At 45.0% G+C, this 15,105-nt stretch carries 14 protein-coding genes; 7 read left to right on the top strand and 7 right to left on the bottom strand.

Annotation, left to right across the window (positions count from 1 at the left end; genetic code table 11):
* The first annotated feature begins 153 nt into the window (after positions 1 to 153).
* The 5 genes from LU361_RS17145 to LU361_RS17125 all read left to right on the top strand — a co-directional run bounded on the left by LU361_RS17145 (position 154) and on the right by LU361_RS17125 (position 3,648).
* On the top strand, positions 154 to 1,056 hold the full coding sequence (locus tag LU361_RS17145) for a LysR family transcriptional regulator (RefSeq protein ID WP_233090198.1): 903 nt from the start codon (positions 154 to 156) through the stop codon (positions 1,054 to 1,056).
* Positions 1,057 to 1,137: 81 nt separating this feature from the next.
* On the top strand, positions 1,138 to 1,812 hold the full coding sequence (locus LU361_RS17140; protein WP_233090197.1) for an SDR family oxidoreductase: 675 nt from the start codon (positions 1,138 to 1,140) through the stop codon (positions 1,810 to 1,812).
* The gene (locus LU361_RS17135) at positions 1,793 to 2,575 is read left to right on the top strand and encodes a tRNA-uridine aminocarboxypropyltransferase (protein ID WP_233090195.1); all 783 of its coding nucleotides are present in this window, start codon (positions 1,793 to 1,795) and stop codon (positions 2,573 to 2,575) included. Before LU361_RS17140 ends, LU361_RS17135 begins: the two co-directional genes overlap by 20 nt.
* A gap of 6 nt (positions 2,576 to 2,581) precedes the next feature.
* The gene (locus LU361_RS17130; protein WP_233090193.1) at positions 2,582 to 3,004 is read left to right on the top strand and encodes a hypothetical protein; all 423 of its coding nucleotides are present in this window, start codon (positions 2,582 to 2,584) and stop codon (positions 3,002 to 3,004) included.
* Between the two features lie 251 nt (positions 3,005 to 3,255).
* Complete coding sequence (locus LU361_RS17125) at positions 3,256 to 3,648, top strand: PA4575 family protein (protein WP_233090190.1); 393 nt, start codon at positions 3,256 to 3,258, stop codon at positions 3,646 to 3,648.
* A gap of 35 nt (positions 3,649 to 3,683) precedes the next feature.
* On the opposite strand, the gene LU361_RS17120 is transcribed toward LU361_RS17125, so the two are convergent.
* The 5 genes from LU361_RS17120 to LU361_RS17100 form a co-directional block, all read right to left on the bottom strand.
* Positions 3,684 to 4,181, bottom strand: a complete 498-nt coding sequence (locus LU361_RS17120; RefSeq protein ID WP_233090189.1) for a DUF1499 domain-containing protein — start codon at positions 4,179 to 4,181, stop codon at positions 3,684 to 3,686.
* A gap of 741 nt (positions 4,182 to 4,922) precedes the next feature.
* Positions 4,923 to 5,489: a thymidylate synthase family protein gene (locus tag LU361_RS17115; RefSeq protein WP_233090187.1), complete on the bottom strand. Its 567-nt coding sequence runs from the start codon at positions 5,487 to 5,489 to the stop codon at positions 4,923 to 4,925.
* A gap of 53 nt (positions 5,490 to 5,542) precedes the next feature.
* Positions 5,543 to 7,003 (bottom strand): NAD-dependent succinate-semialdehyde dehydrogenase, encoded by a 1,461-nt coding sequence (locus LU361_RS17110; protein WP_233090185.1) that lies wholly within the window; start codon positions 7,001 to 7,003, stop codon positions 5,543 to 5,545.
* Between the two features lie 45 nt (positions 7,004 to 7,048).
* A complete protein-coding gene (locus LU361_RS17105) occupies positions 7,049 to 7,870 on the bottom strand; it encodes a phytanoyl-CoA dioxygenase family protein (protein WP_233090184.1) in 822 nt (273 codons plus the stop codon).
* Between the two features lie 336 nt (positions 7,871 to 8,206).
* Positions 8,207 to 9,364: an NAD(P)-dependent alcohol dehydrogenase gene (locus LU361_RS17100; RefSeq protein WP_233090183.1), complete on the bottom strand. Its 1,158-nt coding sequence runs from the start codon at positions 9,362 to 9,364 to the stop codon at positions 8,207 to 8,209.
* A 241-nt stretch (positions 9,365 to 9,605) separates the two neighbouring features.
* Here LU361_RS17100 and LU361_RS17095 point away from each other — a divergent pair, with 241 nt between their 5' ends.
* Entirely contained in the window at positions 9,606 to 10,826 is a 1,221-nt protein-coding gene (locus tag LU361_RS17095; protein ID WP_233090181.1) for a NupC/NupG family nucleoside CNT transporter, read from the top strand.
* A 123-nt stretch (positions 10,827 to 10,949) separates the two neighbouring features.
* On the opposite strand, the gene LU361_RS17090 is transcribed toward LU361_RS17095, so the two are convergent.
* Both LU361_RS17090 and cdd read right to left on the bottom strand, forming a co-directional pair.
* Entirely contained in the window at positions 10,950 to 11,879 is a 930-nt protein-coding gene (locus tag LU361_RS17090; protein WP_233090180.1) for an isopenicillin N synthase family dioxygenase, read from the bottom strand.
* A 41-nt stretch (positions 11,880 to 11,920) separates the two neighbouring features.
* Positions 11,921 to 12,304, bottom strand: coding sequence for a cytidine deaminase (gene cdd / locus LU361_RS17085; protein ID WP_233090179.1), 384 nt, complete (start codon positions 12,302 to 12,304; stop codon positions 11,921 to 11,923).
* A gap of 435 nt (positions 12,305 to 12,739) precedes the next feature.
* Between cdd and LU361_RS17080 the strand changes: the two genes are divergently transcribed.
* Entirely contained in the window at positions 12,740 to 14,869 is a 2,130-nt protein-coding gene (locus LU361_RS17080) for a TonB-dependent receptor (RefSeq protein ID WP_233090177.1), read from the top strand.
* The last annotated feature ends 236 nt before the right edge of the window (positions 14,870 to 15,105 follow it).

Below are 15,105 nucleotides of genomic sequence, written 5' to 3'. Positions count from 1 at the left end.
AGGCCCTAACAATGAAATACGCTGATAAGATCAACACGTGATGGTTATTTGATAAATAATACCTAAACCTGTCGAAAACATAGCTTTCCATTCAAATTAAGACATGATTAACTTCGTCTCTTAATAAACAGGCCATCACAAAGACGATAAGAAATGAGCAGAGAACCTCAACTCACTTTAGATTCACTGAGAACGTTGGATGCAATTGACCGCCGAGGCAGCTTTGCGGCAGCGGCAGAGGAACTGTCAAAAGTACCGTCTGCATTAAGTTACAGTGTTCAGAAATTAGAGGAAGAACTGGATTTACTTCTCTTTGATCGATCCGGTCACCGCGCCCTGCTAACGCCGGTTGGAAAACTGATTCTCGAACGAGGCCGAGAAATTCTGCTGGCAACCGAAGAGATGATTAATGACGCTCGTTCTATGGCCGATGGCTGGGAACCTGAAATTATTATCGGCGTTGAGGCAATTTTCGACGAACGACGACTGTTCCCGTTGATTTCTAAGTTTGAAGCATTGGCCGACACCCGCGTTAAATTGCACAGCTCGGTGCTGTCTGGAACCTGGGAGTTACTCGAACAGGACGAAGCCGACATGATCATCGCACCCGACATTGGAATTCAAATCGCGGAAGTTCAAACTCGATCACTGTATAAAGAAACCATGTCTTATTTCGCGGTGCCTGACCACCCCATTCACGGCCATGAAGATCCGCTTGCCGAGGCGTCACTCAGTCAATATCGCGCTATTGCGGTCGCCGATTCGGCCATCAGTCGCCCGAAACGAGAACTCCGACTTTTTGATAAACAACCTCGCCTAACGGTTTCGACGCTGCATTTAAAAATTGACGCCTTACTGGACGGTATTGGTCTGGGGTCAGCGCCGGAATCCTGGATTCAACCACTGTTGAACGACAACAAATTGAAACGCATTGGCGACGGTGCTCCCCAAGAAATACCGTTGGTGCTCGCCTGGAAAAACCGTCAAATGGGTAAAGCGAAACAGTGGTTTATGCGTGCAATTACCGAATTGTGCCAACGAGACAATCGCAAATAGCGATGCCACCAGTAGCACGGCCCAACATTCAATAACCAACGATTAATCCGTTTAATTACTTGAACGCACGAGAGAGCCTTCATGAATATTGTTATTACCGGCGCAAACCGTGGTATCGGTTTAGCACTCACTAAAGCGTATCTTTCTCAGGGTGCCCGAGTATTTGCGCTGTGTCGCACAACCAGCGAAGCATTGTCGGCGACCACCGCCGAGGTGATCGAGGGAATTGATGTGTCTGACGACTCAGCCCTAGCAACCCTTGCTGAGCACTTAAAACAAACTTTGGGCTCTGGCGAGTCTATCCAAGTACTGATTAACAACGCTGGCATTCTCACCAATGAATCCCTAGGCGCAATGGACTTTGAGGCCATTGCCGAGCAAATCAATATCAACAGCATTGCACCGCTCAAAGTCACCGCCGCGTTACTGCCGTTGTTGTCTAAAGGCTCGAAAATTGGCCTGGTTACCAGCCGTATGGGATCGCATACCGACAATTCATCCGGCGGCTATTACGGTTACCGCATGTCGAAGGCGGCATTAAATTCTGCGGGCGTATCGTTGGCTCAGGATTTAAAACCTCACGGAATTGCCGTTGCCCTTTTGCATCCGGGCTTTGTGCAAACCGATATGGTCGGCGGTGCAGGTGATATTCCTCCAGAAACCGCCGCCGACGGATTAATCAAAAGGCTTGAAGAATTGTCGTTGAGCAATACCGGCGGCTTTTGGCATTCAAACGGTGAACAATTGCCTTGGTAATGTTGTTGGAATGCCTGATTTGATGACACTCGATTCAATGAGTCACGATACCCGTTTTGAACAACTGCGCTCAAAGCGCTTATCAGAAGCTACACGACCTTTCTTAGCACGGGGCAATAAAATTAAACGTTGCCCGCGCTGCCAACTCAGTCATTGTATTTGCGATCACCGCAAAGCCGTCGCGGTTGATTTTGATATCGTCTTGCTCATGCATCGCAATGAAGTATTAAAACCGACCAACACCGGTCGATTAATTGCCGATTGTTTTCCTGATAATACGTATGCGTTTGTCTGGTCGCGCACCGACGTTGATAATCAACTGCAAGCACTGCTGGATGATTCTGAACGAAGCTGGCTGTTGGTCTTTCCGGGGGAGAAAAATCCCCAATATAAGATCAATAACTCCTCACAAGAAACACCACAGCCAACTGCGGCGACAAAGAAAACCACGCTGTTAATTATCGATGGCACTTGGAAACAAGCCCGAAAAATTTACGGTCAATCACCTTGGTTGCACCAGTTTCCGGCGCTGTCATTAACGCCATCCACCACAAGCCAATACAACATGCGAAAAGCGCCCGAGGAATTTCAAACCTCTACGGCAGAGGCATTTATTGATACGCTTGAATATTTGGGGAAATCTGCACCCAGTCAATTGCTGCACGAGTACTTCCAGGTATTTAATCATCATTACCACGCCTCTCGGCTTAATATGACACCCGAGCAGTTGGCGCAAAAAATTACTGACAATCCTAGCGAGTAAAACATTATGTGCGGCGGCGTTAGATTTCACGTTGATGGCGACGAACTTAAAGTCTATTTCCCCAACCCCAAAGCGGTATTGCCCGTCAGGCAAAAAGACGGCTCTCACCTGTTGGTTCCCTGGGGCAGACGCGAAAGCCAACCGGGATTTATGCCCCGTGGTGGGTGGGCAAGATTGGATTCCATACGCGCTGGCAAGTGGAGCCAATACACCCCTATTCCAGTCAAAATTGATGTTCAAGCTTTCATGGAAAAAGACATGAACAATGAAAGCCAATGGTACGATTTAAAAGACGGTGAGTTTATTCAAGGATTAATTGCCACACTGGGCAATGAAAGACGCTTGTACGTTGTCACCGAATTAAATGAACAAAGCACTCACAAAAGCCAACGTTGGCCGAGAGTTATTTCCGACACTCACGCATCTTAATTGCGAGAAAACAAGTTTTATTCGCGATTTAATCCAGCCATCACCACAGTTCATCATAGATAGAAGTAATCGAATGATTAGAACTCATCTATAAATACTGTGGTAAGGTGATTAAACAGAAGTTTCTAGAACTATTACTTTCTATAGAATAAATTTGCTATAGCATAAATACTTACGGCCGATATAAAGAAAGGAAAAGAAGCAAAACAACTGCAACTGTGTCAACAATTGATTAACCAGGGGTTTAGGTAATGCGATTAAATTTTAACGATTCTGATGCAAACTCGACAACATCAAAGCTGCCAACGGTTGCACTCAATAGCCATTCCAATCATCGCGTAGAAATTCACATTAAAGATAACCAAGACAATACCTTTACGTTAATCGCGTTATCAGGCATCGATCAACATTTGCCAAATAAGACTATTAAACAAGGGCCTTTTTATACCTATAACCACGCACGCTCGGCGCAATCAGCTATTAATAATGAATTAGTGAGAACTGGATTTTCGCTAACGGATAATCCCGCAATTTGGGAAATTAACGCACAGGGTGTGGCGGCAAAAATTAGAGAGACAAAACTGCAAAATAAAATGAGCTATAAATTCGACCCTAAAGACGTCTATTTAGATCATAATTTTTAAGCACTTCTCTAATTTTTAATCATTAAGACAGGAATTTAGTTATTTGCTCGATTTTTATCGAGCGTGATAAGACGTGACTTAAACTCCGCAATGCGTCGTTTGTTTTCGCCTAAATCACTGTAACCCACTCTCGATGCTGATCGAATATGCAGCAATCCTGCGGGTTGATCCCAACGCACTTCAAAATCGTCAACAAACTTAAAAATCTTTGAGCTAAAGTGAGCCGACAAGTACATGTCTTGCTCATCAACAATGGTTCCGCCCATAATTTCTATGGTTTCTTTGACTAAAGGCCAAGGGTTTTCTGTTAAATGGCGTGATAGAGTTATTGCTCTGACAGAATGTTTATCGTCTTCATGGAGTTCACTGGAAACACAATTTGGTGTATTTGGGCATTTCGCTAAGAGGCCATCCACCATTGCAGTAGATGTGAGCTTTTTGGAATCGGTTGCATACCCCGACAATCGCAAAAGCAAGGCGATTGTGAGTATTGATGCCACCAGGAATAAAGCTACAAACAGCTTATTTGTCATTATTATTGTACCTGTTGAACACTAGTTTTAGTTGTAACACCCAAGTGAGGCGTAAACAGCCATTGTAGCAACATGTATAAAAGTCTGTAACAGTAAATTCGACAAGAATTTTCAAAAACTGACGATAAAGCGATTCTACCTCACAATTCCCCACACTAATCCCGTAATTATACTAGGGCCTGTTCACACTAATTTAACCGCACCTGTCGCCCCTAAAACGCGTCAGTCTAGGCGTGAGGAGTACAGTTTAGCGCGCTAAATAAGCGACGAACAACAACGAATGGCGTGTTTTAGGGGCGACCCTACGGGCTCGGCGTATTTTTCCCGTATTTCGTGTTGCAGCTCGTTTATTTGGAACAACCAAATCACACTCACTGCGCCTAAAATACGAAAAAAATACGAAAAAAATACGCTCCAGCAGGTGTGATTAAATTAGTGTGAACAGGCCCTAATATTACAATTGTATTTTTAAGTAACCTCTAATTAACTATTGACGTTTACATTTAAAATTCACCGATAAAAATGCAATATTTTTGCTACAACAGTGAAAAATAAACTATCAAACGCTAAAGAAATAAACACGGAAAAAATCGGAAAGGGACAAAAAATGAAAGGAGATTCATCAAGCTTAATGATGGCAAAGCTAATGGTAAAGTATGCAGATTAGATAGGTAACCTTACTTACCAAAACGATTTCATTAAGCTTGATTGGACGGTTGTATTATATTAATAGCACCCAGATTAACTGCGATCAGAAACCAAAATTGTCGCCAAATAAAACAAACTGCCCAGTGTAGGTTTGGAAGGGAGCGCTTTCGCAACTTCGCTCATCACAGAACCAATAAAATGAATATTTTTTGGAAAAATCAATGACGCTTGGGCGCGAAAGAAAACTGTGCCTATTAATTGGTTGTCGTCATTTAACGCCAAATGGATCTCACGCAAACACTTTGCTTGATCGTCACTTTGATGATTGTGATTAGGAAAATTACTGATGGTGATAATAGCGCGCTTTGATTTTGGGAATTCCGTTAAGCACTCAACCACATTGTTAATTTTTGCCGCCATACCGTCGCGGTAATCGCCCTGGCCGCCACCGCGCAAATCACTGAAATATTGTTTTTGATCGTCAGTAATTTCTTGTTCTAAATTCCAAGCACTGTAAGCTTCTAATACCGGCTTCGAGAACAATTCGGTTTCCACAAGGTAATCAGACATATCCAATTCTTGTGTGTAATTACGAACTGAACCGCCATCGGTGGCTTTGGTCATGTTTTCCCAAGCTTGGCGACAAGAAATGATTGCCATAATTATCTTGATTCCTAATAAATGATCACTGTGGTCTGCAATAAAGCGGACAATTAATTCGATGTCTCAATACCAAGACACACTGCCTTAGTATCAACAAATTCTTCCAATCCGTGAATCCCCTGCTCTTTGCCAATTCCCGACTGCTTAATACCACCGAAAGGAATGTCTTCGGAAAATAGCGCCGTAGTATTTGCGCCAATGGCACCGGCTTCAAGTGACTCAGACAACCGTAACAATCGCGAATAATTTTGGCTGAATACGTACGCGGCTAATCCCGCGTCGGTATCGTTCGCGGCGGTAACAACGTCGTCTTCACTGTTAAAAGAATACACACAAACTATAGGGCCAAAAATCTCTTGTGAATAGGCCGTCATCGAAGCATTCATATTGCAGAGAATAACCGGAGAAATGACACCGTGTTCATTGGAAGAAACATCACCCAACACTAACTTGGCGCCTTTGTTCAAACTGTCGGAGATTAAATCGTTGAGGCGATTAACTGCGCGGTCATTGATCATGGGACCGATAAAGGTCGACTCCGCCATTGGATCGCCAACGGGAAGTTGTTGAACCGCCGCCGTCAATGTCTCAATAAATTTATCGTGAATGCTCTCGTGAATAAAAAATCGATTCGCACCCACACAAATTTGACCGCTGTTGTAAAAGCGAGCAGAGATTGCGTTTTGAACCGCCAAATCAATATCGGCATCGTCGAAAACAATAAACGGCGCATTGCCACCGAGTTCAAACGCTAAGCGTTTGAGTGTTTTTCCGCACTGTTCGTACAATTTTTTACCGGTGTTGGTTGAACCGGTAAACGACAACATCCGAACCGAGTTGTGAGCACACAACACATCGCCCACGGCTTCTGGATTTTGACAGGGCAAAACATTGAAAACACCGTCGGGCAAACCCGCTTTAGAAGCCAATTTTGCCAAGGCCAAAGCAATCAACGGAGTTTCATCCGACGGTTTAAGAACACAGACATTACCAGCGGCAATGGCCGCACCGGCTTTAACAATGACCGCCGCTGCGGGGAAATTCCACGGGGTAATGCAAGCAACCACACCCAACGGCTGCTTAATCGTGTGAGCGCGTAAATTAGCACTGTGTGACGGCAGAGTTTCGCCAGTCATTCGCAACAAACTCTCACCGTACCAACGCAGCATATTGGCACAATGAGTAATTTCTCCTTGGGCTTGGCTAAATACCTTGCCGGATTCTGACGTCATAATTTTTGCCAGATCATCGACATTCTCAAGAAGCAATTGCGACCAACGATTTAAAATCGCCACGCGTTGTTTGGGAGCGACCTGCTTCCAGTGTGAAAATGCGTTTTCACTGGCTTCAATCGCCTGCGCGGTTAATTCGGAATCCGCCGCACCCACCTCGGCAACCGTGTCACCGGTATAGGGATTGATGACCGAAAAAAGCGTATTAACGCGCGCTTCTTGATTATTAATCCAAGGAAACGTCAGCAATAAGTCGGGAGAATTTAATAAAAGTGCCAAGGTCGTTTTCACACAATAATAGTTAAGTTATTCGCTCAACGGCGATTAAAAATAGTGAGAGTATTCGTCTTTAACTAACGGCCACTCTTCATTCATGTATTTGTGCATACGCGCGTTGCAATCGATCGATCGAGACACCCAACCTTCGGGAATTTCTTGGTATTCATCGCCTAAGAAATACGATTCGTTGGCTGCAAAATGCAACGGCAAATGATCAAAGCTGCGCACGCCTATGGTGGTACGTGGATTTTCCAGCGTCGGCACTCGGTGTCTTAGCGAGATATTATCGAAAATAACCAAATCACCGGCATAGAGCTTAGGAGCAATCACGTCGTTGCTGCCATTATCAACCAGCTCAATTCCCTTACCGTCGTTTTCATTGGCGACTACAAGCACTGCCACGTAACGCGGCAAAATGCCTTCTAAGAGTTTAAATTCAACACCATCGCCTGCGCGCTGGGTTTTTAAATATTCGCCATCAAAATGCTCGCCCACCGGTTTGCTGCCACTGAAATAATTTTGATAATTCAGCATACAGCGCGACGATGGTTTTACTGGAGTTTTCGTAATAGCAGCAAGAAGCTCGTTGTGGTCTTTTAAAAATTGATCAACTGCCGGGTATTTTAGATGATCAACGGTGGGTAGATCGGAAGGCCCTTCGGATAACATAACCGCGTGACTGACGCGTGTTTCGGTAGAATCGGAAGGATAAACGGCGTGTGCGTGGAGCTGATCCAGATTGTAGAACTCATCAATCAACGCCTCAGACTCTGTTTTCAACTGCTCAAGTTGCTCGGGCGAATACAAGTTCGCAATTCGAACATAGCCTTGCTCAGCCATGGTTTCATAGACTGTGGATGTTTGCATGTGACTTTCTATACCTATGCCTGTGTGTTCAATTCAGTGACGCAACGAACGACGATCAACTAGGGCGGCGTCCGTTAAATATCGTGTGCTGCAAGGCACATTCGCTCAATACCGCTCAAACGTCGAACACTTTCAATCCAGAAAGCAGAAACGCCAGTTAATCGGTTAATTTTACAAATGTACCACAGATGCGCACATCGGTCTTACAAAACTATCGCTAATTTATTGATCATTCAAACAGCTACATCAAACGCTGACGGTTTATTACCGCTCATGTTAACAATCATTGAGAATTCAGACTGCAACTTTCAAGCACACGAACCCTCAAGCACGCTTTTACGAAGCTGTTGCGGCATCAAAGTACTGCTCGTCAATGATCACCACCGGCTTAATCACCTTACCTTCTCGCATATCTTCAAACGCTTGCGGCAGTTCTTCGATGGATTGATACAACTGAATCAGACGATCAAACGGGAATTGACCCGCACGCCATAGCTCGATCAGCTTTGGAATAAATTCCGCCGTCACTGAATCCCCTTGCACCACACCGCGCAGTGATTTGCCGGGTAACAAGCCCATCATTTCGATAGTTACTTCGGTTCCGGGAACACCCGGTGCGATCATCGCGGTAACGCCCAACGGACCACACACATCGAATGCTTGTCGCAATACCGACGGCACGCCCGTGGTGTCGATGCTGTAGTGACAGCCTCGGCCACAGTGACGTTGGATTTCTTCATTGAGCAATTGCGCACTCTCAAACCCAGACGGATTTAAAGCAAGTGTCGCTCCTAGCTCGCGCGCCATTGCCAAGCGATCTTCGTTCAAATCAACGGCAACAATGTGCTTTGCTCCGGCAACCTTGGCCGCCATAACTGCCGATAAACCCACGCAACCACAGCCAAAAACGGCAATGGCAGTATCTGGTTTTACGTCCAGAGTATTAAATGCGGTGCCCGCGCCGGTTTGAATACCGCAAGCGAGCGGTGCCATCAGTGGCAGTGGTAAATCGTCGTCTAAAACCGTTACATTCGACGGATGACACAATGCGAAACTCGCAAATGAAGATTGCTGGAAAAAGGAGCCGTAAATGGGCGCATCAGAATTCGGATAATTGTGCGTCAAGCGCCCGTCTGGGCGGGTGCCGGAAAAATTCAAACTGCCGTGATCGTTACAATAAGACGGCTTGTCGTCTGAGCACTGCGGGCAATGGCCACAACTGTCAAAGCTCATCAAGACTTTTTGGCCCGGCGCTAAGCCCTGAACACTCTCCCCCACAGACTCAATAATGCCCACGCCTTCGTGGCCAAGCACCATTGGAAACTGACACAAGCCTTTGTTCTTCGCCATGATATCGGTGTGACAAATACCCACCGCGACCACTCGGACCAATAACTCTGTGCCTTGAGGCTGCGTTAATTCAACACGCTCTACGGTTAACGGCTGTTCTGGGCTGTGTGCAATCACGGCCTCAATTGTTTGTTTATTACTCATATATTTTTCAATAATTGATGTTTAAAAAGGTTTGTACGTTTAACACAAAATGTCGTACATCATGAATAACAAGACTGTTCAGCCAATAAAACCATCAGCTTTGAATGTTTTCGCTTATTAGCATAATCGCCAATGTGTTTTTGGCCGTTCTATAAAATCAGAGAACTAAATTTGAGCTAACTGAGCGAACTGAGTTATTCTTTCATTTTCCACGATCTAGATTCAGTCACGAGATTCCGCCTTGACCACCTTAATTAGCCTGCTCGCCATTGTAGTCATTTTATCGTTTGCCTTCCTAGTTTCGAAATCGCGCAGTGCTATCAACTGGCGGACTGTTTCTATCGCCTTTGCTTTGCAGTTTTGTTTGGGCGCCTTCGCGCTGTATTTGCCGCTGGGACAACAAATACTGAATAGCCTCTCGTCTGGTATCTCTCAAGTATTAAGTTATGGAACCAACGGCATTGAGTTTTTATTCGGTAACATTGGCCGTAAAGAAATCGGTTTTATCTTTGCGTTTAATGTATTGCCGGTCATCATTTTTTTCTCAGCATTAATTTCGGTTCTCTATTACGTCGGCATCATGGGCAAAGTGGTTACTGGCCTTGGTGGTGCACTGCAAAAATTACTGCACACCAGTAAAGCAGAATCTATGTCTGCCACAGCCAACATCTTTGTTAGCCAAACCGAAGCACCCGTGGTAATTCGCCCTTACATTCCGAGCATGACCGAATCCGAAATATTTGCCGTGATGGTTGGCGGTATGGCAACGGTTGCCGGTTCGGTATTGGCAGGCTACGTCGGTTTGGGAGTCGAATTAAAATACTTGCTCGCAGCGAGCTTTATGGCAGCACCCGGTGGCTTTTTAATTGCAAAATTAATGGTGCCAGAAACCGGAAAAGTAGCCGAACACAACGACATTATTGCCAACAATCGCGACGAGTACGTAAACGTATTTGACGCCGCCGCTGGTGGTGCGAGCAACGGTTTAAAGCTCGCGGTAAATATTGGCGCAATGTTACTTGCGTTTATTTCTTTGATTGCTTTGCTCAACGGCATTTTAGGAGGCGTTGGCGGTTGGTTTGGCATTGAAGATTTAACACTGCAACAAATTTTAGGTTACGTGTTTAAGCCGTTGGCATTTTTATTGGGTGTTCCCTGGTCTGAAAGTACACTTGCCGGTAGCTTAATTGGGCAAAAAATCGTGTTAAATGAATTTGTTGCTTACGTGGAATTCAGCAGCGTAAAAGATCAGCTCAGTGAACACAGTCAAGCCATTGTTACCTTTGCACTGTGCGGCTTTGCCAACTTCTCTTCCATTGCGATTCAATTAGGCGGCTTAGGAATTATGGCACCGAATCGCCGAGGCGATATTGCCAAGCTCGGTCTGCGTGCGGTACTGGCTGCATTCTTAGCAAACTTAATGAACGCGGCAATCGCCGGATTTTTCCTATCACTCAGCTAATTACTTAAGAATACAAACGGGCCAATTATCTTGTTAAGGTAATTGGCCCGTGGTAGCAAAGCTTCTGTTTTTACACGTCCGTGTGCAATCAACAATTTTTATTGATCTTAATTTTCCGAAAACCTAAAAACCGTTTTCTCTCAAACGTTGATCTAAAAACTCTCCCGCTGTGATCGGTGCATCGTTAGAACCGTTACTTTTGAACTGTTCGATACATTCTAGGGTAACGCTGTTTCTTGGGTGCACAAAAAATGGAATCGAGTAGCGCGGTTTGGAGCCGTCTTTTGGATTAACCACGCGGTGAATCGTCGCCGGTAATTGATTGTTGGTTAATCGAGCCATCATATCGCCGGTATCGATAACCAAATCACCTTCTTGGTTTTCAACAGGCAGCCAATTGCCGTCGCGATCTAACAGTTCCAACCCTGAATCGGTTGCACCGATTAACAAAGTCATTAAATTGATGTCAGCATGAGCAGCGGCGCGAATACTGTTTCCCACTTCCAATCCCGTTAAGGCCGGATAGTGAATTAAACGCTGAATGGAATTGCCCTCAGAAATCATTTGCGTAAAAAAGTTTCTGTCGAGATCCATTGCTTCTGCCAACGCTAAAAACAGCGTTTCAGCCACTGAATTCAAATCGGAATAAAGCTTGGTGAAAAACGGCTGGAACTGCTCAACTTCTTTCGGCCAAACGTTATCTGGGTATTCAGTTTTATAGTCGCTGTCTTCGGTGAGTTCCGGGCCGACGTGCCAATACTCTTTTAAGTCTGGGTACGGATTACCCGCAGCACTTTCTTTACCAAAACTGATGTAGCCGCGCTGACCTGATCCTGTTTCGTACTGCGACTTTGCTTCAAGTGGCAAATCAAATAATTGTTGCGACAGCTCGTACGCTTGATTAAATACTTCTTGGCCAATGCCGTGATCACTGATAACAACAAAGCCGTATTCCGATAAACCGCTATACAACTGACGCGCAAATTCCGCTTGTGTTTCGGGATTTTGGTATTCCTTCAAACTTAATTTAGGAACTTTCCTAAGTTCTGACATAAATATTTTCTCTAAAAATAAGTGGAAATCTTACATTGTGATTAAAAGTCACTGAACGAACTCGGCAACAACTTATCAATGGTTGTGTCAGTCATTTGTTCGGAATCACAAATCGAAATAATTCGAGCGTCTTTAGAAAATTCACTGATAAATTGACGACATGCACCACAAGGTGGCGTTGGCGTTTGCGTCGGGGTATAAATCACCAATGTGTGAATCGAGGTAGACCCTTGAGTAACTGACGCACAAATCGCATTTCGCTCCGCACATATCGTTAAACCATAAGAAACATTTTCCACATTAACGCCGGTGAACATTTCACCTTGTTGATTGTAGAACGCAGCAGCAACGGTAAATTTACTGTACGGAGAATAACTGTTTTTTGCTACGCCTTTTGCTGCAGCTTTTAGTTTTTCAATATCCATAATTTCTATCTTCTTGATTTTTCTCAATGCTCGTTCACCCAATAGCGGGCGTCATTAAAAACTCAATCAGTCACTTTATTAATAAAATAATTTAATAGAACAACTTTCATATGAGGCTCTATTTGGGTTGATCGTCCTGTACTAATGCTTAGAAGGAGCTAGCCTATAAGAATCAGAAAAATTTAAAAAATAACCATTTACATTTTGATCAAAAAAAAGGCCGTCCATAATCATTCTTCTAACACTATATAAATTCACGTTATTACAAATGCCGTATTCATTCAGTAATAACCTTAAATTTGACATTTCCTTAACTTAAACACATTTCGATACTAGTTGGAACAAATATAGCTTAAACGGTTAAGCCGAAACACAAATTATAGATTCATTTTTGCCCTAATTGAAGCACACAAACTCAAACCCAGGGGGATTTTAATGACGAATAAACGACGTCTAATCACTGCTGCAATTGCTAGTACTAGTCTTTTATCTACCAATTTCATTTACGCTCAAGAAGAAAAGTTGCTTGAAGAAATTACCGTTACAGCAACAAAACGTGAGCAAAGTATTTATGAAGTACCCATCGCAATCAGTGCATTCGATGGTGATAAACTGGCCGAGCAAGGCATTATTGATATCGTCGATATTGGCAAATTCGTCCCAAATCTTAACATTACCCAGTTTTCAGCCGGTCACAACTCCTCGTCGAACCCGTTTATTCGCGGCATTGGCTTACAAGACCACCTGATTACCACAGACCCTGGCGTCAGCGTCTACGTTGATGGTGTTTACCTCGGTCGTCAAGTCGGGCAAAACTGGAATCTCACCAATATTGAGCGTGTCGAAGTACTGCGCGGTCCGCAGGGCACGCTCTACGGTCGCAACTCCATTGGTGGCGCCATCAACATCATCACCAAAGACCCAGGTTCCGATCCCGGCGCCAAAGTCAGTATTGAAGCCGGCAGCCGTGATCGTTTAAATGGCGATTTCTACGCCGATGTTGCTCTTTCTGAGACGTTGGCCTTCAGCGTTACCGGAGGATTTAAAAAACGCGGCGGCATCGGCGACTTCACCAACGTGCCTAACGCCAGCTTCGATGTCGGTGAAAACGAAGAAGTCTTTTCACGCATTGCCTTCAAATACGAACCCAGCGACTCTTTCCGTTTAGTCATCGCTGCCGACGCCAACGACGGTGAAGGTGGATTGCGTCCCTACGACACGCTTATTGATGAAATTCCTACCGGATCGCTTTTCCAGGCAGGATTTCGGAATTCAGACCAAGCGCCAAACCCGTTCGATAACGCCACCGCGCAGGTTGATCAAACCGTTGTCACCAACGAAGCCAGCGGCATTTCCATCACCGCCGATTGGGACTGGAGCGAAACACTTGCCTCAAAAATTGTCGCAAGCCAGCGTGAATCTGAATACCAAGCCGGTCTCGACGACGACAGTTTGGAAGCAAACTTCTTAGCTTTCCCAGAGCAAGGCGATGCTGATCAAACCTCGATTGAATTCCAGTTAAACGGCGATCTTGGCAGCTGGGATTTTGTTTCAGGCTTGTACTACTACGAAGAAGAAGGCTCGAACAGCCAAGTTAATACCTTCTTTAACGGCGACGGCCCAGGTACATTTTTTATCGGCCAAGAAGTTGAAAGTTACGCCGTTTTTGCCAACGTTGGTTTTGATTTGACCGAGCAATTTCGATTGGCCGTGGGCGTTCGTTACACCGAAGATGAAAAAGACGCAGAAACCGATGTTGGCATCGGCTTATTCACCAACAGCGCCGAATTTGACGAAGTGAGTTGGGATATTTCAGCCACTTATACCTTCGACAATGGCAACAGTATTTACGGCGCGATTCAAAACGGCTATCAATCCGGGCAATTCCCAGCCCGCCCGTTCTGCCTGTTCGGCGATGCTAACTGTTTCTTTGCCAGTGACAATATCACGGCAATCAACTACGAAGTTGGTATCAAAGGCGAATGGATTCCTGGCTTACAAATGAGCGCTGCCTTCTTCTACACCGAATACGAAGACCTGCCATACCAGGTGAGCACCACCACCGGGCAAGGCTTTGCCACAACTAACCTAGTTGTTGAACAAACCTCGGTGGGTTTCGAATGGGAAAGCACCCTGCGCGTTACCGATTATCTGTTGTTGCAATCGAGCCTTGGCTTGATTGAAGTGGATGTCGACGAGCAAGACGGCGTACAACCAGAAGCACCGTTAACGCCTGAGGTAACCCTATCGATTGGACCTGAATTCCATTGGACTCTAGAAAGCGGCGCCGGTATTACCGCACGAATCGACTATTCTTATCGTGATGAAATGTTCGGCGAGCCAAGCAACGACCCAGGCCGCTTCACACAAATCGACAGCCGTGAGTTGATAAACGCCAATATTTCTTACCAATCGCCAGACGATAAATGGTCACTATCACTGTACGGACGCAACATCACCGATGAACGTTACGACAATGCACGTTTGAATACCGGTGACTATGTTTTACGTATTCTAAGCAACGATCCAAGTGAATTTGGACTAAGATTCAGCACAACTTTTTAATGAAAAATTAACAACTAATTCATAAGGAGCCTCTGGTTAACCTCAACATTACTCAGCGTGATCTCAAGCGTGCAGTTGCAAGACGCCGTTTGCAATTAATGGCCATAGTCCTTAATAAAAACGGCAACGCCGAAAATGTGCGCTTGAGATCGCTCCCTTCGGGGCCTGCCAGTTTTTTCCTGCTCTGCGTTGCGCTTTTTCGATTTAACCCGTTAGACCTTCAAAAGCACGCCTTA

This window comes from Sessilibacter corallicola (assembly GCF_021290925.1).
Lineage (GTDB): Bacteria > Pseudomonadota > Gammaproteobacteria > Pseudomonadales > Cellvibrionaceae > Sessilibacter > Sessilibacter corallicola.
Note: the sequence above shows the minus strand (reverse complement) of the source record. Positions and strands in the feature narration are given on the sequence as shown.